Raw genomic sequence first — 16,859 nt, 5'->3', positions numbered from 1 at the left:
GTTTTAGACGCCCGCTCCGGTCTGGAGCGGGCGTTTTGTTTGGTTCAGGGTCCTGCGATTCCGGCCTGAATGCGTGACAGGTAAGAGCCGCGCCGGGCGATAAAATCCTCCAGAAATCTTGGATAGTCCGGCGATACGGCCATCCGGACAGAGGGCCTTTTGGCGAGTGCCGCCCGCCATGCCGCAACTCGGGGCAGGCCCATCAGAATTGGTGTGTCAGTCATCAAGTCGAAGGTGTCGAAATACCGGAAGACAGGCCCATACGCGGCATCCACCAGGCAGAAGCCTTCGCCCGAAAAATACGGGCCTTCACCCACAACCTCTTCCAGACGCTGGAATTTTTTCTGAATGACGGCGCTCTTGTTTTCGAATGCAGCACGGTCGGCGGCATTATACAGTCCGGCGATATCGTTCAATAGCGATGAGCCGAATTCGATCCACGAGCGATGCTGGGCGCGCATCAGCGGATCGCGGGGATGCAATGGGGTCGGTTGCGTTTCTTCCAGATATTCCAAGATGACGGCGGATTCGAAGACGGGCTGCGCGTCGACGACCAACACCGGCGTTTTGCCCAGCGGAGAGAGTTTCAGAAACCAATCCGGTTTCGCGGAGAGATCAATATAGGTGCGTTCGAACGCCACGTTCTTTTCAGTAAGGGAAATGACCGCGCGCTGGACGTAAGGGCACAAGACATGGCTCATGAGATGAAGGGGCATTGGGGGTGTCCTTGTAGATGCAATTGCATCTTTATAGGCAGTGTCGCGGCGTTTGGATATCTTGATGCATCTGCATCTACCTGATAGCCGCTGTGCATGATTACACAGACTACATCTCCTTCTTCGACGACGATTGCACTGTGGAAAGCCCTTTTGGTGACGGGCCAGTCGCTGACCGGCCGGATCGGAACAGAGTTGAAAAACGCCGGACTTCCGCCACTTGCCTGGTATGACGTCCTCTGGGAGGTCGAGAAATGTGGAGATGCTGGTATCCGGCCTATGGATCTGCGTGGGCGTCTGCTTTTGCCGCAGTATGGCCTGTCACGCTTGCTGGACCGTCTCTACCGGGAAGGTCTGGTTGAAAAGCTTCCCGTATCCGAAGATGGTCGCGGCCATGTCGTTCGCCTGACCGAGGCGGGGCATGAAATGCGGTCGCGAATGTGGCAGGTCTACGGGGACGCGCTCTCGCAGATGATCGAATTGCAGGTGGAAGAGGGCGATATGGTCCATTTGACCGAGATTCTGCGTCAGCTCGCCGAGCGGTGAGATCACAGCCTTTCTTCTTTGCAATCGTGGCCTGTTTCCTGTACAGCCCGCGCATCTGAGACGTAACGCTCCGGCCCCCGGCGTTGTGCAGAAGGATTGGGGGGCGGCGGCAATGGGGCCGCCACTTAAACGGGAGACGCGGCAGGGGCCGCGAGGGCTCCCCACAGGATACGATATATGTTCAATGTGACGAAAAAGACGATGGAGTGGGGCGATGAAACCCTCACTCTGGAAACGGGCAAGGTTGCCCGTCAGGCAGATGGTACCGTGATCGCGACGCTGGGGGAAACCAGCGTGATGGCGAACGTGACCTTTGCCAAGGAACCGAAGCCGGGTCAGGATTTCTTCCCGCTGACGGTTCACTATCAGGAGAAATACTATGCTGCCGGTAAAGTCCCCGGCGGCTTCTTCAAGCGCGAAGCGCGTCCGACGGAGAAGGAAACGCTGACCGCGCGCCTGATCGACCGTCCGATCCGCCCGCTGTTCGTGCCGGGCTTCAAGAACGAAGTTCTGGTGATGTGCACCGTGCTGTCGCACGATCTGGTCAATGACCCTGATGTGGTGGCGATGATCGCCGCCTCCGCCGCGCTGACCATCTCCGGCGCGCCCTTCATGGGTCCGATCGCCGGTGCCCGCGTCGGCTTTGTCGATGGCGAATACGTGCTGAACCCGAGCGTGGACGACATGCAGGGCCTGCGCAACAACCCCGAGCAGCGGCTCGACCTGGTTGTGGCCGGCACCAAGGACGCCGTCATGATGGTGGAATCGGAAGCCTATGAGCTGACCGAGGACGAGATGCTGGGCGCCGTGACCTTCGCGCATGAGCAGATCCAGCCAGTGATCGACCTGATCATTTCGCTGGCCGAAGCCGCCGCGAAAGAGCCGTTCGACTTCACACCGCCGGATTACTCCGCGCTGTATGATGTGGTTAAGGCTGCTGGCGAAGAGAAGATGAAGGCCGCCTATGCGATCACCGACAAGCAGGAGCGGGTTGCTGCTGTTGCTGCCGCGAAAGACGCGATCAAGTCTGGTCTGACCGAAGAGCAGCTGGAAGATGCGAACCTCGGTTCTGCGCTGAAAAAGCTGGAATCGTCTGTCCTGCGCGGCACCGTCGTGAAGGAAGGCAAGCGGATTGACGGCCGTGCGCTGGATCAGGTCCGCGCGATCGAGGTTGAAACCGGCCTGCTGCCGCGTACTCATGGCTCCGCGCTCTTCACCCGTGGTGAGACGCAGGGTCTGGTCGTGACGACGCTCGGCACTGGCGACGATGAGCAGATCATCGACGCGCTGCACGGCAACTTCCGCTCCAACTTCCTGCTGCACTACAACTTCCCGCCGTATTCGGTTGGCGAAGTTGGCCGCGTTGGTTCGCCGGGTCGTCGTGAGATCGGCCACGGCAAACTGGCATGGCGCGCGCTTCAGGCCGTTCTGCCCGCCGCGACCGACTTCCCCTACACGATCCGCGTCGTGTCGGAGATCACCGAATCGAACGGTTCCTCCTCCATGGCCTCCGTCTGTGGCGGGTCGCTGTCCATGATGGACGCGGGCGTTCCGCTGAAGGCAGCCGTGGCCGGTGTGGCCATGGGTCTGGTGCTAGAAGACGACGGCTCCTACGCCGTTCTGACCGACATCCTGGGCGACGAGGATCACCTCGGCGACATGGACTTCAAAGTGGCCGGGACCGAAGAGGGGATCACCTCTCTGCAGATGGACATCAAGGTTGCCGGCATCACGCCGGAAATCATGGCAAAGGCTCTCGCTCAGGCGAAAGAAGGCCGTCTGCACATTCTGGGAGAGATGAACAAGGCGCAGTCCGGCGTTGGCGAATTCTCCGCCCATGCGCCGCGCATCGAGACGATGCAGATCCCGACCGACAAGATCCGTGAAGTGATCGGGTCCGGCGGCAAGGTCATCCGCGAGATTGTCGAGGTTTCGGGCGCCAAGGTCGACATCAACGACGAGGGCATCATCAAGATTGCCTCCGCCAATGGTGAGGCCATCCAGAAGGCCTATGACATGATCCATTCGATCGTGGCAGAGCCGGAAGAGGGCCAGGTCTACAAGGGCAAGGTCGTGAAGATCGTCGATTTCGGCGCCTTCGTGAACTTCTTCGGCAAGCGCGACGGTCTGGTGCACGTGTCTCAGATCGAGAACCGCCGCCTGAACCATCCCTCGGATGTGCTGAAGGAAGGTCAGGAAGTCTACGTCAAGCTTCTGGGCTTTGACGACCGCGGCAAGGTCCGGCTGGCCATGAAGATGGTCAACCAGGAGACCGGCGAAGAGATGACCAAGGAAGAGGCCGAAGCGGAGGAGTGATCCCCGCCACAGGCTGAAATGCGAAGGCCCCGGCAGTGATGCCGGGGCCTTTTTCTTTGACGGTGATACGAAGGGGCGTCAGCTTGAGATAACGAAATGCTATCTCAAACGAAGAGGATGATGGTTCGGTGCGGGATGGTGATCTCTATTTCCCCCGGCGTCGGAACACGCCTGTGGCGCGGGCGGCGACGTTGCCCTCTTCGTCGCGGATCGTGGCCTCGGCAAAGAAGGTCTTGGCGCCGCCGCCGGTTACGCGGCCCTCGGCGATCATGGTCTCGCCCTTCAGGGGCCCTACGTAATTGACCGAGAGGTTCAGCGTCATCGCCAGTTCCTTGACCTCCGGATCGCCGGTGTAGCAACCGCAGAAGCCCATGACCGTATCGGCCATGACGGCATGGACGCCGCCATGCGGGATGCCGTAGCGGTTCATCAGGAAGGGTGCCATCGGCAGGTCAAACCGGGCGTAGTCCTTGCGCCATTCGGTGATCGCGAAACCCAGGTGCTGCTGCAGCGGGTAGGGTGCCTCGACAAGAGCGGGGTCGATCGGGGCGGGGTCAATGTTCTGGTCGGTCATGATCCCTCAGACGGATTTGGCGGCGTCGAGCCCGGACTGGGCAAATCCGGCGACAGAGGCGCCCATCTGCTTGGCCCGCTCCGGGTTGGAGGCATTGCCGTCCAGCGCGCGTTTGTAGACGCCCTGAATGATGCCCGCCATGCGGAAGAAGGTGAAGGCGAGGTAGAAGCCGAAGCGGTCGATGCCGGGAATTCCGGCGCGACGGCAGTAGCTCTCGATGAATTCCTCATCTGTCATCAGCCCCTCGGCCTTGCGGTCGATGCCGGCGAGCCCGCGGTTGTTCACGCCCGTGGGGCGAGACCACTGCATGATGACGGCGGCGACGTCGGCATAGGGATGGCCGGTGGTCGACAGTTCCCAGTCCAGCACGGCGGCGACACGGGGCGCGTCCTTTTCAAACAGCATATTGTCGATCCTGTAGTCGCCATGCGCCAGCGTACGCAGGCCGTCATCAGCGGGGATGTTGGCCGCGAGCCAGTCGATGAGCTCGTCCATGGCCGGGATCGTGTCCGTTTCCGACGCGCGGTATTGCTTGGTCCAGCGTCCGATCTGGCGTTCATAGTAATTGCCGGTGGGGCCGTAATCCGACAGGCCCGTTGCCTCAAGATCGACGCCGTGGATGGCGGCCAGAACGCGGGACATTTCGTCGTGGACGGCCCAGCGGTCTTCCTTTGGCAGTTCAGGCAGGGAGGGGATGTTGAAATGCCGGCCCTCGACCTCGTCCATGACGTAGAACATGGACCCGATCACATCGTCATCCTCGCAAAGGACATGGACCTTGGTGACGGGCACGTCCGTCTCCCACAGCGCCTTCTGCACACGGAATTCGCGGTCCACGGCATGGGCCGATTTCAGCAGGACGCCGGGCGGCTTGCGGCGCAGCACGTAGTTATGTTTGGGCGTCATCAGACGGAAGGTCGGGTTGGACTGGCCGACGTTGAACTTCTCTTCGCGGATCGGGCCTTCGAATCCCGGCAGGTTCTCGGTCAGCCATTTTTCGACGGCGGGCACGTCCAGTTTGGTCGGGTCCTGTTTGGTCATGGCGTCCTCTTATGCGTAGGTCAGCAGGCGGTCGCTGTTGGCGGCCGTGATATGCGGGGTTTCGTTGAACGCGTGGAAATAGATCGAGCGCGGCGTGTAGATGAACCGCGTGACGGCGGTGTTCTTCATCTGCAGCTGCATCTTGGTCTGGTGCACGCCGGGGGTTTCCAGCAGGGCGGAGACGGCCTGCGCGATGGCACCGCCGGAGGAGACGGCAAAGACCGTCTCGACCCCCTCGCGCATCAGCGCGGTCACGGCTGCGTCGACGCGGCCAGTGAACTCGGCCCACATCTCCGGCGGGTTCGGGATTTCGTCCCGCTGCCATTCGGCGACGGTGGTGCGCAGGGTGCGGAAGTGGCTTTTGTGATCGGTCATCATGCCCTCGGGTTCCCCACCGGCGGCATATTTCGCCTTCAGCAGGTTGCCGAAGTCATATTCGTTGAGACCGGGAAGTTCCTCCGGCTGCATCTCAAGGCCCATGCCCCTGAGGATACCGGCGAGGGTTTCCTTCTGGCGGCGCAGCGTGCCGTGGGCGACGAGGTCCGGTGTGATGCCTTCTGCGGCAAACCACTGGCCAAGCACTTCGGACTGCTCATGCCCGATGGCGGAGAGCTTGTCGTAATCGTCGGCCCCGAAAGAGGCCTGGCCGTGGCGGATGAGATAGAGGGTTGGCATTCGGGTCCGTATGTTTTGGCCCCCGCCCATCTTGAAGGGCAGGGGCCGGTTGGTATCAGAGCACTTCGAAGAGGCCGGCCGCGCCCATGCCGCCGCCCACACACATGGTGCAGACAACGTATTTGGCGCCGCGGCGCTTGCCCTCGATCAGCGCATGGCCGACCATGCGGGCGCCCGACATGCCATAGGGATGGCCGACGGAGATCGCGCCGCCGTTGACGTTCAGGATCTCATGCGGGATGCCCAGAACCTTGGCGGATTGCAGCACCTGGCAGGCGAAGGCTTCGTTCAGCTCCCACAGGTCGATGTCGTCCATCTTGAGGCCATGGGCCTCCAGCAGTTTCGGCACGGCGTAGATCGGGCCGATACCCATCTCTTCCGGTCCGAGGCCCGCGGCCATCACGCCGACGTAGCGGCCCAGCGGCTCAAGCCCGCGTTGTTCGGCCACCTTGGCTTCCATGACGACGGAGGCGGAAGCGCCGTCCGACAGCTGCGACGCGTTGCCTGCGGTGATGTGCATGCCCTGCTTGACCTGCTGGCCGTCCTTGAAGACCGGCTGAAGGCCTTGCAGGTTCTCCAGCGTGGTCGAGGGGCGGTTGCCTTCGTCCTTGTCGAGCGTGACCTCCTTGTAGGAGACCTCTTTCGTCTCCTTGTCCACGACCGCCATGGTCGAGGTCAGCGGCACGATCTCGTCATCGAACTTGCCGGCCTGCTGGGCGGCTGCAGTGCGCTGCTGGGAGCGCAGGGCGTATTCGTCCTGCTCCTCGCGGGTGACGCCGTAACGGTCGGCGACGATTTCCGCGGTTTCCAGCATGGTCATGTAGAGCTCCGGCTTGTGCTCCACGATCCAGGGGTCGCGGGCGCGGTCGGTGCGCATGTTCTGGTTCTGCACGAGGGAGATGGATTCCACGCCGCCGCCGATGCAGACATCCATGCCGTCATGGATGACCTGCTTGGCCGCCGTGGCGATGGCCATCATTCCGCTCGCACACTGGCGGTCCATCGACATGCCGCCGATGGTCACGGGCAGGCCCGCGCGGATCACGGCCTGACGGCCGATATTGCCGCCGGTGGAGCCCTGCTCAATCGCGCAGCCGATCACGCAATCGGTGATTTCGGAGCCGTCGAGGCCGGCGCGGCCGACCGCGTTCTTTACGGCATGGCCGATCAGTTCCTGGGCCTGGGTGTTGTTGAACGCACCGCGAAAGGCCTTGCCGATCGGGGTCCGGGCGGTTGAGACGATGACTGCATCACGCATTTGGGTGTCCTCCCTTTGAATGTCTCACGATTTGGGTAGCTCGATGCCGCGCTTCTCGGCGGCCATCTGGGCGTATTTGCGGGTCTGGTCGAAGGCGCCCGGCATGATCTTCTGATTGGCTTCGGAGCGGATGTCGGCCATCCGGGCCATGATCGTATCGGGGTCGAGCTCGTCATCAGCAAAGGCCACGCCCTCGGTTTCGTAGATGCGGCATTCGGCAAAGCAGCCGCCGCCGGCACCGAGGATCATCCGGTTCGGACTGTCCTCATGCGCGAGGGTCAGCAGGCCGGGGGTGATCGTCTCCGGCCCCAGCAGGTCGAGCACCTGCGGCGGAAGCAGACCTTCGGTCATGCGGGTCGCGGCGGTGGGGGCCAGGATGTTCAGCTTGATGTTGTACTTGTGGCCTTCCTGAACCAGCACGTTCATCAGGCCGACGACGCCCGCCTTGGCGGAGCCATAGTTGGACTGCCCGAAGTTGCCGTAGATGCCGGAGGCGGAGGTCGTGTAGACGATCCGGCCATATTCGTTTTCGCGGAAATGGTCCCAGAGCGCCTTGGTCGGCACGACGGAGCCCATCAGGTGCACCTCCACCACCTTGCGGAAGTCGTCGAGCTCCATCTTGGCGAAGGTCTTGTCGCGCAGGATGCCCGCGTTGCAGACGAGGATATCCACCTTGCCCCATTTCGCGATGGCCTGATCGACCATGTCCTTGACCTGATCGGGTTCGGTGACATTGGCACCATGGGCCATGGCTTCGCCGCCCATGGCCTCGATCTCCTTCACGACCGACAGGGCCTGTTCGGAGGACTGGCCGGTGCCATCCGTGGCGACGCCCAGATCATTGACGACGACCTTGCAGCCTCGCGCGGCGAGGCCAAGGGCATGGGACCGGCCAAGGCCGACCCCGGCCCCGGTGACGATGGCAACACGGTTGTCAAAACGGATAGTCATGCGGCCTCTCCGAAGTAGCGGCGGCCCAGCCATTCGGCGACCAGCGCGGGTTTTTCCCGGCCTTCGACCTCCACCGTCACGGCGGTGGTGGTCTGAACCTCGCCGGGGCGGATTTCCTCGAATTTCGACAGGACAAAGCGGCCCCGGATGCGGCAGTTCACCGGTACGGGCGACACGAAGCGGCATTTGTTCATGCCATAGTTCACGCCCATCACGACGCCTTCCATCACCGGCATCTGGTAGACCATGGCCGAGAGCAGCGACATCGTCAGGAAGCCATGGGCGATGGTGGTGCCAAAGGGCGTGTCCTTGGCCTTTTCCGGGTCGACATGGATATATTGCCAGTCCTCGGTGCAGTCGGCGAACTGGTTGATCCGCTCCTGCGTGATCTCGAACCAGTCGGAAACGCCCAACTCCTGGCCGACCATGGCCTCAAACTCTTCGCGTGGGATGGTCTTGCCCATCAGTTAATCCTCCATTGCTGATGCGGACCGGGCGGCGACGGCGGCATTCAGACCGCCCGCCACCGGGATCGTGTGTCCGGAGACATAGGCCCCCGCGCGGGAGCAGAGATAAAGCACAACGCCCGCGATATCCTCGGGCGTGCCGACACGGCCGAGCGGGATGTTCTTCCCGGCCTGTTCCCGCTGTTCTTCCGTACCGATGGCGAAGGCCATCATCTTCGACAGGAAGGGGCCGGGCGCGAAGGCGTTGACGGTGATATGCTGCGGGGCCAGTTCGGACGACATGATCGTCGTCATATGGTGCACGGCGCCCTTGGAGACGCCGTAGCTGTAGGCGGTGCCACCGCGTGGCATGATGCCGACGATGGAGCCGGTGTTGACCACCCGCGCCGGATCCTCCGCCGTGCCCGCCTTGCGGAGTAGCGGCAGCAGCTTCTGCGTCAGGTAGAACATGCCGGTGACATTGACGTCCATGACACGCGACCAGGCCTCATAGGGAAATTCCTCCATCGAGGGCGCGCCCCAGGTCTTGCCCGCGTTGTTGAGCAGGATCGGCAGGCGGTCGGTGCGGCTTTTGACCTCTTTCACCAGCGCCAGAACGCCCTCTTCGGTGCCGACATCCCCGGCGAAGCCCACGGCGCGGCCTTTCAGACCCATACCGTTCAGCTGATCCGCCGCGCCTTCGCAGGCATGGGCCTTGCGCGAGGCGATCATCACGTCGCAGCCCGCGCCCATCAACGCCTCTGCCGCCATCAGGCCGATGCCGGAGGCGCCGCCGGTGACGAGCGCCGTCTTGCCGCTCAGGTCAAAGAGCTTTGTGGCCAGCAGGTCCGACATCAGAACCCGCGCGCCCTGGCGACGCGGTTGGCGTGGTAGCCATAGTCGCCCAGCCATTCCGCGCCGACGCGGGCGCGCTTCATGAAGAAGCCCATGTCGAATTCATCGGTCATGCCGATGCCGCCATGCATCTGCACGCCCTCGCTGACCGCGAGCTTGGCAGTCTGGGTGGCGCGGGCCTTGGCGATGGAGACGGCGATGTCCGCATCCTCCGGCGTCTCGTCCATGACCCGGCCCGCGTTGGCGATGGCGGAGGCGGTGATCTCAATCTCGGCAAAGAGATGCGCGGCGCGGTGCTGCAGGGCCTGGAAGGACCCGATGGTGCGGCCGAACTGCTTGCGTTCCTTCAGGTAGCCGGTGGTCATGCCGAAGGCGCCAGCAGAGACGCCCAGCAGTTCCGCGGAGAGCGCTGCCTGACCGGCGTTCAGTGCGGTGGCGATCGCGGCCCAGCCGCCGTCGACCTCGCCCACCACATCGTCGCCCGTCGCCGCGACATTGTCGAAGTCTAGCTGGGCGTGGTCGCGTTCATCGACCGTATGCTTGCCCGTCCGGGTCAGACCGGCGCGGCTGGCGTCGATGTCGAAAAGGGTCAGGCCTTCGGTCTCGCCGACAGAACCGCCGGTGCGGGCCAGCACCAGCACGCGGGTTGCGGCGCCGCCATCGGCCACGAAGACCTTGCGGCCCGACAGGGTGAAGGCATTGCCGGATTTCTCCGCCGCCAAGGCGGTGCGGGCGGGGCCGTGTTTCGGCCTCTCGTCCACGGCCAGCGCATAGATTGCCTCGCCGGAGGCGATGGCGGCCAGCCGGTCGTTGGCGGCACCCTTCAGGGCGGTCGCGGCCATGACGGCGGTGGAGATGAAGGGGGAGGCGGCCAGCACCTCGCCCATCTCCTCGCTCAGGATACCAGCGGCGCGGTGCCCCATGTCGGAGCCGCCAGCCTCTTCTGGCAGCAGAACGCCGGTCCAGCCCATCTGGGCCATTTCTTTCCAGAGGCCGGGGTCGTAGGTGCGGTCCGCATCGCGATTGGCGCGGAAGGCGGTAACCGGAGAGCTTTCGGTGAGGAACCCGCGCGCGGCATCGCGCAGCATGACTTCATCCTCGGTCGGGATAAGCGAAGCAACCATATCTGTATTCCTTTACGCCGAGGGCAGTTCGAGGACGCGTTTGGACAGGATGTCGAGCATGACCTCGCTCGTCCCGCCCTCGATCGAATTGGCCTTGGTGCGCAGCCATTCGGGGGCCAGCGTGCCGTGATCGCCCTTCCATTCCAGCCCTTCGGAGCCGGTGATGGACATCAAGAGTTCATAGCGGCGCTTGTTCAGCTCCGTCCCGGAATATTTCAGCAAGGCAGAGGCATGGCCGACGCCGCCCTGTTTCGCCATGTCCTTGTAGCGCTCCATGGTCATGCCCATGGCCAACGTGTCGATCTCCAGCTCCATCGTTTCGGCGCGGATCACGTTGTCTTCCATGATCGTCTCGTCCAGCGAGCCGATGAAGGCGCCGAGAGAGCGGCCGCCGAGGATACCGCCTGCCGCACCCGAGCCGCCGCCGCCGATCATCTCGCGCTCATGCGTCAGCAGGTGTTTGGCCACGTCCCAGCCGCGATTCAGCTCACCGACGATACGGGAATTGCCCTCTTCGTCGGTCTTGGGCACGACGACATCGTCAAAGAAGGTCTCGCAGAAGACAGAGGTGCCGGAGATCAGCTTGATCGGCTTGGTGGTGACGCCCGGCGTTTCCATGTCGATCAGCATGAAAGAGATGCCCTTGTGCTTGGGCGCGTCCTTGTCGGTGCGGACGAGGGCAAAGATCCAGTCGGCGTGGTTGGCGTAGGAGGTCCAGATCTTCGACCCATTGACCACCCAGTGGTCGCCCTTGTCCTCTGCCCGCGTCTGCACGGAGGCGAGGTCGGACCCGGCTCCGGGTTCGGAATAGCCCTGGCACCAGCGGATGCGGCCATTGGTGATGTCGGGGAGGTATTTCAGCTTCTGTTCATGGGTGCCGAAGGCGAGGAGGGCGGGGCCTAGCATCCAGAGACCGAAGGATTCGAGCGGTGAGGGCGCCTTTGCCGCTGCCATTTCAGCGCGAAACACCTTTTCCTGCTCGCGCGACAGGCCCGCACCGCCGTATTCAGTGGGCCAGCGGGGGGCAGTCAGGCCAACCTCCGCCGCGTTCTCCATCCAGATTCGCTGCTCCGGGCATGTAAATTCGAACCGCTTTCCACCCCAGCAGGTGCTGCGGTCTTCGGATGGCATAACCTTCAGTTTTTGCGGACATTTTTCGGCTATGAAGGCCGCGACCTCAGACCGAAACTGGTCGAGGTCATCCGGAAATGACAACATGAACGCTCCTCCCAAACGCGTAATGTTTTGCAGTGCAGAATAGAATTTCACACTTTGCTTGACAAGGCGGGAAGGAAACCTTTTGATCGGCCTTGAAATACCCCGGATTCACATTCGGAATTTCGTAACGGGAGGAAATCTATGTCTATCAGAACCGCCGCTCTTGCGGCTGCAGTCTCTGTTGTTGCTGTCTCTGCCGCAACCGCAGAAGTGAAATTTGCCTTCATCGACCCGCTGTCGGGCCCCATGGGTCCCTCGGGCGAGGCCGGCTTTACAAGCTTTGAACTGGCCGCCGAACATATCAACGCCAATGGTGGCGTGAACGGCGAAGAGATCGTGGTCACCGGCTACGACAACAAGGTGAACCCGAAAGAATCGCTGGTTCAGCTTCAGAAAGCCATCGACGATGGCGCGCGCTACATTCTGCAGGGCAACGGCTCTTCGGTGGCAGCGGCTCTGATCGAGGCGGTCAACAAGCACAACCAGCGGAACCCGGGCGAAGAGGTTGTCTTCTTCAACTACGCGGCTGTGACGCCGGCGTTCACCAACGAAGCCTGCTCCTTCTACCACTTCCGCTTTGATGCGCATGCCGACATGAAAATGGCGGCTATCACCGACTACATCAAAGCTCAGGACGACATCAAAAAGGTCTACCTGATCGGCCAGGACTACGTGTTTGGCGAAGCTGTGGCGGCGGCCGCCGTGTCGCAGCTGGGTGAAAAGCGCCCCGATATCGAGATCGTAGGCAATGAGCTGCACCCGCTGGCCAAGGTGAAGGACTTCACCCCCTACATTCAGAAGATCATCTCTTCGGGTGCGGATGCGGTCATCACCGGCAACTGGGGCGCCGACATGCAGCTGCTGATGAAAGCGGCCGCTGAATCCGGGTCCGAGATCCCTTACTTCACCTTCTACGGCGGGTCCCTCGGGGCTGTGTCCGCACTGGGTGAAGGCGCGATGGATCGTCTGTATCAGGTGACCGAAGCGATCACGAACCTTGAAGCGGACGATGCTCAGATCGAACTGATCAAGGAGTATAAAGAGCGCTTCCCGGAGTATGACTATTACTACCACCGGGCGTTCAACACGCTGAACATGTTTGCCAAGGCCGCAACCGAGGCCGGCAGCAACGATCCGATCCCGGTCGCCTTCGCGATGGAAGGCATGGAGCTGGAAGAGCCCTATGGCACCGCGACCATGCGGGCCGAGGATCACCAGGTGCAGCAGAACCTTTACATCTCCACCGTCGCCAAGGTTGACGGCGCGGATGTGATGTTCGGCGTCGACAATATCGACCTGGGCTGGAAGCTGCTGGAGGGGGGCAAGATCGACGCATCTGCCGCCGAGCAGCCGACGACCTGTGAAATGGAGCGGCCCGAGAAGGGCTAATTGCCTGGCCTAACAGCCGAGTGACAGGGGCGCCGTGCAGATGCGTGCGGCGCCCCGCTTACCTATAACGAGGTCGACATGGAAACGATCGTTTTCGCGCTGCTGAACGGCGTGATCTACGGGCTTCTGCTCTTCATGCTCTCGTCCGGCCTGACGCTCATCTTCTCGATGATGGGCGTTCTGAACTTCGCACATGCGAGCTTCTACATGCTGGGCGCTTATTTTGCCTTCACCATCATGGGAGCGACGAGTTTCTGGCTCGCGCTGTTTGTGGCGCCGGTTCTTGTCGGCATCATCGGGGCGCTGGTTGAAAAATACGGGCTGAGAAAAGTCCATGCCAACGGGCATGTGGCAGAGCTGCTCTTCACCTTTGGCCTCGCCTATCTGATCGAGGAGATCGTCAAGATCGTCTACGGCAAGGTGGCCGTGGATTACAAAATCCCCGATCTTCTGAATTTCCATGCTTTTACGATCTACGGCGCCTCCTTCCCGGCTTACCGCATGTTCATGCTGGTCATTGCTATCGGGATGCTGGTCGGCCTGTGGTTCCTGCTGAAAAAGACCCGCGCGGGGCTGATCATCCAGGCCGCGCTGACCCATCCGCATATGGTGGGGCATCTGGGGCATAACGTGCCGCTGATCTTCATGACCGTCTTTGGCATCGGTTGCGCTATGGCGGGCCTTGCGGGCGTGATCGCGGGCAATATCTTCGTCACCGACCCGGCCATGGCCGTGCAGATGGGCCCGATCGTCTTTGTGGTGGTCGTCGTCGGCGGGATCGGATCGCTGGAGGGGGCTTTCCTTGCCTCCCTGCTGATCGGTCTGCTGCAGAACCTCGCGGTCGGCATCAATGCCTCTTTCGCGGATATCTTCGGCTGGCTGGGGCTCAATCAGGGCTCCGAAGTGGGCAGCATCACGATTTCCTCGCTGGGGCCGGTCATGCCGTTCCTGCTGCTGGTGCTGATGCTGATCTTTAGGCCTCGCGGCCTGATGGGGGAGCAGGAACTATGAGCGACGCAACCCAGACTTACGACAACATGGTGCCCTCTGCGGGTGCCAAGTTCCGGCAGCGTGTCCTGCCGATCCTGATCTTCGCCGCCATCGTGCTGGCGATCCCGATGACCGATCCGTCACGCACCGTCTATACGCTGGTGCACCAGATGGCGATCAACATCGTCTTCGCACTGGCTTACAACATGCTGCTGGGCAAGGGGGGCATGCTCTCGTTCGGGCATGCGGTCTATTTCGGGCTTGGCGGCTATCTCTGCATGCATGCCATGAACTGGATCGAGGAGGGGACAGGCATCTGGGCCAATTACCCGGTGTTCTTCCTGCCGCTCTTGGGCTTTGCCGGTGGCGCGCTGGCCGGGGCGATCATCGGCTGGCCGTCCTGCCGCCGCGCGGGCACGACCTTTGCCATGATCTCGCTTGGTGTGGCAGAGCTCGTCTTCTCCGGCGCCTTCATGTTCGACAGCCTCTTTGGCGGCGAACAGGGGATTTCCGGCGACCGGATGAACGGGCCGGAGCTTTTCGGTCTCAGCATGGGTCCGAACAGCGATGTCTACTGGTTCATGGCCTTCTGGACGATCCTGTCCATCGTGCTGATGTATGCCTTTACCCGCACGCCGCTGGGCCGCCTGTCAGAGGCGACGCGCGACAACCCGCAGCGGGTCCAGTTCATCGGCTATAACCCGCATCGGGTGCGGTATCTGGTGTTCCTGATCTCCGGCGGTTTCGCGGGTCTGGCCGGTGGCATGACCGCCGTGAACTACGAGATCTTCACGCCGGAATCGCTGTCGCTGATCCCGTCGGGTTTTGTGCTGATCATGGCCTATGTGGGTGGCATCACCTATTTCGTCGGCCCGATCATGGGGGCGATCCTGCTGACCTACATGCAGTCGATGATGTCGGACTTCACGGAGGCCTGGCTGCTCTACCTCGGGCTGCTGTTCATCATGATCGTGATGTATGCGCCGCGTGGTCTGGCCGGGATCGTCTTTGGCTTCTGGGACGGCATCCGGGGCAAGGACTCGGGCGAGTTCATCAAGCTCTGGCTGCTGCAGCTTCTGGGGTATTTCGTCACGCTGATCGGGTTGATCGTGCTGATCGAGATCGCCGTGCGCTGGTCCAGCGGCTATGGCGAGGCGTTTGAGCCTTTCGGCCTGCATTTCACCTATGACAGTGTCCTGAGCTGGATCGTGATCCTTGTGACGCTGGTCGGTGGCGGTGCGCTTCTGCACACTGTCCGCCGCATGAAAGAGGAGACCGGCGAATGACCGTGCCTGCGCTTTCCATCAAGAACCTGTGCAAGAGCTTCGGCCCGGCCAAGATCATCAATGACGTGACGCTGGACGTGGCCAAAGGCGAGCGTCACGCGATCATCGGGCCGAACGGTGCGGGGAAATCCACGCTCTTCAACCTGATCTCGGGGCTTTATGTCCCGACCTCGGGGACGGTGTCGCTGAACGGCACGCTGATCTCCGGGGTGGAGCCTTTCAAGATCAACCGGATGGGCCTGTCGCGGTCTTTCCAGGTGTCCAACATCTTCGCCAATATGACGGTGCGAGAAAACGTGCGCTGCGGCGTGCTGCATGCCGAAGGGCAGGGCTATTCCTTCTGGAAGAGCGTTGCCGCCTCCAAATCCGTGCAGGAAAAGACATGGGAGATCATGGAGCAATGCGCGCTGGCCGATAAGGCCAACACGCCCGCCGCGCTTCTGCCCTATGCCGACCAGCGGGCGCTGGAAATCGCGATCACCATCGCGGGCGGGGCCAATGTCATCCTTCTGGACGAACCGACCGCAGGCATGAGCCATTCGGAAACCGACCGCGCGGTGGAGCTGATCCGGAACGCGACCGAGGGCAAGACGCTGCTGATCGTGGAGCATGACATGGGCGTGATCTTTGACCTCGCCGACCGCATCTCCGTGCTGGTGTATGGGGAGATCATCGCCTCCGCGCCGCCAACGGAAATCCGTGGCGACCCGAAGGTGCGCGAGGCCTATCTGGGCGATGAAGCCCTGCCGGAGGAAACGGTATGACCCAGCCAATGCTTCAGGTGAAAGACCTGCATGCCTTCTACGGCAAGTCCCACGTCCTGCGTGGCGTGAACATGGAGATCATGCCGGGCGAGGTGATCGCGCTTCTGGGCCGCAATGGGGTGGGGCGTTCCACCACCGCCAAGGCCATCATGGGGGAGGTCGCGCCCAAGGGTGAGATCATGTTCAAGGGCCAGCCGATTTCGGGCCTTGAAAGCCACAAGATCGCGCGTATGGGGCTGGGCTATGTGCCGGAGTCGCGGGATATCTTTCCGACGATGACGGTGCGCCAGAACCTCGTGCTCGGCATCAAGGACATGAAGAATCCGGGGAAGTACAACGTCGAGGACATGCTCGACATGTTCCCCAACCTGCGGCGCCGGGCCGACAATGCCGCCGGTGTGCTCTCGGGTGGGGAAAAGCAGATGCTGACCATGTGCCGGACCCTGATGGGCGATCCGGAGCTGATCATCATCGACGAGCCGACCGAAGGGCTGGCGCCCAAGATCGTGCAGCAGATCGGCGACACAATCGCGGAGATCGCCAAGACCGGCGTGGCAATTCTGCTGGTCGAACAGAAGCTGTCCATTGCGCTGCGCATCGCCAACCGGGTCTATGTCATGGGCCATGGGGAGATCGTCTATTCCGGCACGCCGGACGAATTCGCCACCCGCGACGACGTGAAAAAGGAATGGCTGGAGGTCTGATCCTCT

17 protein-coding genes are annotated in these 16,859 nt (G+C 62.1%); 7 read left to right on the top strand and 10 right to left on the bottom strand.

All coding sequences use genetic code 11. The features are described from left to right. Positions 1–44: 44 nt before the first annotated feature. Positions 45–716, bottom strand: coding sequence for a glutathione S-transferase family protein (locus ACRARG_RS10185; RefSeq protein ID WP_432689899.1), 672 nt, complete (start codon positions 714–716; stop codon positions 45–47). Positions 717–812: 96 nt separating this feature from the next. Between ACRARG_RS10185 and ACRARG_RS10180 the strand changes: the two genes are divergently transcribed. Together ACRARG_RS10180 and pnp are read left to right on the top strand one after the other, a co-directional pair. Beyond that, the gene (locus tag ACRARG_RS10180; protein WP_432689898.1) at positions 813–1,262 is read left to right on the top strand and encodes a MarR family winged helix-turn-helix transcriptional regulator; all 450 of its coding nucleotides are present in this window, start codon (positions 813–815) and stop codon (positions 1,260–1,262) included. Positions 1,263–1,439: 177 nt separating this feature from the next. Next, positions 1,440–3,578, top strand: a complete 2,139-nt coding sequence (gene pnp, locus ACRARG_RS10175) for a polyribonucleotide nucleotidyltransferase (protein ID WP_432689897.1) — start codon at positions 1,440–1,442, stop codon at positions 3,576–3,578. A 145-nt stretch (positions 3,579–3,723) separates the two neighbouring features. Here pnp and ACRARG_RS10170 read toward each other — a convergent pair whose 3' ends face one another. The 9 genes from ACRARG_RS10170 to ACRARG_RS10130 are packed head-to-tail and all read right to left on the bottom strand — an operon-like array spanning position 3,724 to position 11,720. After that, the gene (locus ACRARG_RS10170) at positions 3,724–4,152 is read right to left on the bottom strand and encodes a PaaI family thioesterase (protein ID WP_432689896.1); all 429 of its coding nucleotides are present in this window, start codon (positions 4,150–4,152) and stop codon (positions 3,724–3,726) included. 6 nt (positions 4,153–4,158) lie between these two features. After that, positions 4,159–5,193, bottom strand: a complete 1,035-nt coding sequence (locus ACRARG_RS10165) for a phosphotransferase (protein WP_432689895.1) — start codon at positions 5,191–5,193, stop codon at positions 4,159–4,161. 9 nt (positions 5,194–5,202) lie between these two features. Beyond that, positions 5,203–5,868, bottom strand: coding sequence for a histidine phosphatase family protein (locus ACRARG_RS10160; RefSeq protein ID WP_432689894.1), 666 nt, complete (start codon positions 5,866–5,868; stop codon positions 5,203–5,205). A gap of 55 nt (positions 5,869–5,923) precedes the next feature. Next, positions 5,924–7,126 (bottom strand): acetyl-CoA C-acyltransferase, encoded by a 1,203-nt coding sequence (locus ACRARG_RS10155; RefSeq protein ID WP_432689893.1) that lies wholly within the window; start codon positions 7,124–7,126, stop codon positions 5,924–5,926. 24 nt (positions 7,127–7,150) lie between these two features. After that, positions 7,151–8,077, bottom strand: coding sequence for an SDR family NAD(P)-dependent oxidoreductase (locus ACRARG_RS10150; RefSeq protein WP_432689892.1), 927 nt, complete (start codon positions 8,075–8,077; stop codon positions 7,151–7,153). Next, positions 8,074–8,541: a MaoC family dehydratase gene (locus ACRARG_RS10145; RefSeq protein WP_432689891.1), complete on the bottom strand. Its 468-nt coding sequence runs from the start codon at positions 8,539–8,541 to the stop codon at positions 8,074–8,076. Before ACRARG_RS10145 ends, ACRARG_RS10150 begins: the two co-directional genes overlap by 4 nt. Before the next feature lie 3 nt (positions 8,542–8,544). After that, the gene (locus ACRARG_RS10140; RefSeq protein WP_432689890.1) at positions 8,545–9,378 is read right to left on the bottom strand and encodes an SDR family oxidoreductase; all 834 of its coding nucleotides are present in this window, start codon (positions 9,376–9,378) and stop codon (positions 8,545–8,547) included. Then, complete coding sequence (locus ACRARG_RS10135) at positions 9,378–10,502, bottom strand: acyl-CoA dehydrogenase family protein (RefSeq protein WP_432689889.1); 1,125 nt, start codon at positions 10,500–10,502, stop codon at positions 9,378–9,380. The genes ACRARG_RS10140 and ACRARG_RS10135 overlap by 1 nt, the downstream gene beginning before the upstream one ends. A gap of 12 nt (positions 10,503–10,514) precedes the next feature. Continuing rightward, positions 10,515–11,720, bottom strand: coding sequence for an acyl-CoA dehydrogenase family protein (locus tag ACRARG_RS10130; protein ID WP_432689888.1), 1,206 nt, complete (start codon positions 11,718–11,720; stop codon positions 10,515–10,517). 141 nt (positions 11,721–11,861) lie between these two features. Here ACRARG_RS10130 and ACRARG_RS10125 point away from each other — a divergent pair, with 141 nt between their 5' ends. From ACRARG_RS10125 to ACRARG_RS10105, 5 genes are all read left to right on the top strand, one after another. Further along, positions 11,862–13,109, top strand: coding sequence for a branched-chain amino acid ABC transporter substrate-binding protein (locus ACRARG_RS10125; RefSeq protein WP_432689887.1), 1,248 nt, complete (start codon positions 11,862–11,864; stop codon positions 13,107–13,109). A 78-nt stretch (positions 13,110–13,187) separates the two neighbouring features. Next, on the top strand, positions 13,188–14,120 hold the full coding sequence (locus tag ACRARG_RS10120) for a branched-chain amino acid ABC transporter permease (RefSeq protein ID WP_432689886.1): 933 nt from the start codon (positions 13,188–13,190) through the stop codon (positions 14,118–14,120). Continuing rightward, a complete protein-coding gene (locus ACRARG_RS10115; RefSeq protein ID WP_432689885.1) occupies positions 14,117–15,385 on the top strand; it encodes a branched-chain amino acid ABC transporter permease in 1,269 nt (422 codons plus the stop codon). Before ACRARG_RS10120 ends, ACRARG_RS10115 begins: the two co-directional genes overlap by 4 nt. After that, entirely contained in the window at positions 15,382–16,149 is a 768-nt protein-coding gene (locus tag ACRARG_RS10110) for an ABC transporter ATP-binding protein (RefSeq protein WP_432689884.1), read from the top strand. Before ACRARG_RS10115 ends, ACRARG_RS10110 begins: the two co-directional genes overlap by 4 nt. Further along, complete coding sequence (locus ACRARG_RS10105) at positions 16,146–16,853, top strand: ABC transporter ATP-binding protein (RefSeq protein WP_432689883.1); 708 nt, start codon at positions 16,146–16,148, stop codon at positions 16,851–16,853. The genes ACRARG_RS10110 and ACRARG_RS10105 overlap by 4 nt, the downstream gene beginning before the upstream one ends. Positions 16,854–16,859: the final 6 nt, after the last annotated feature.

The organism is Pseudooceanicola profundi (genome assembly GCF_050897955.1).
GTDB lineage: Bacteria > Pseudomonadota > Alphaproteobacteria > Rhodobacterales > Rhodobacteraceae > Pseudooceanicola.
Note: the sequence above shows the minus strand (reverse complement) of the source record. Positions and strands in the feature narration are given on the sequence as shown.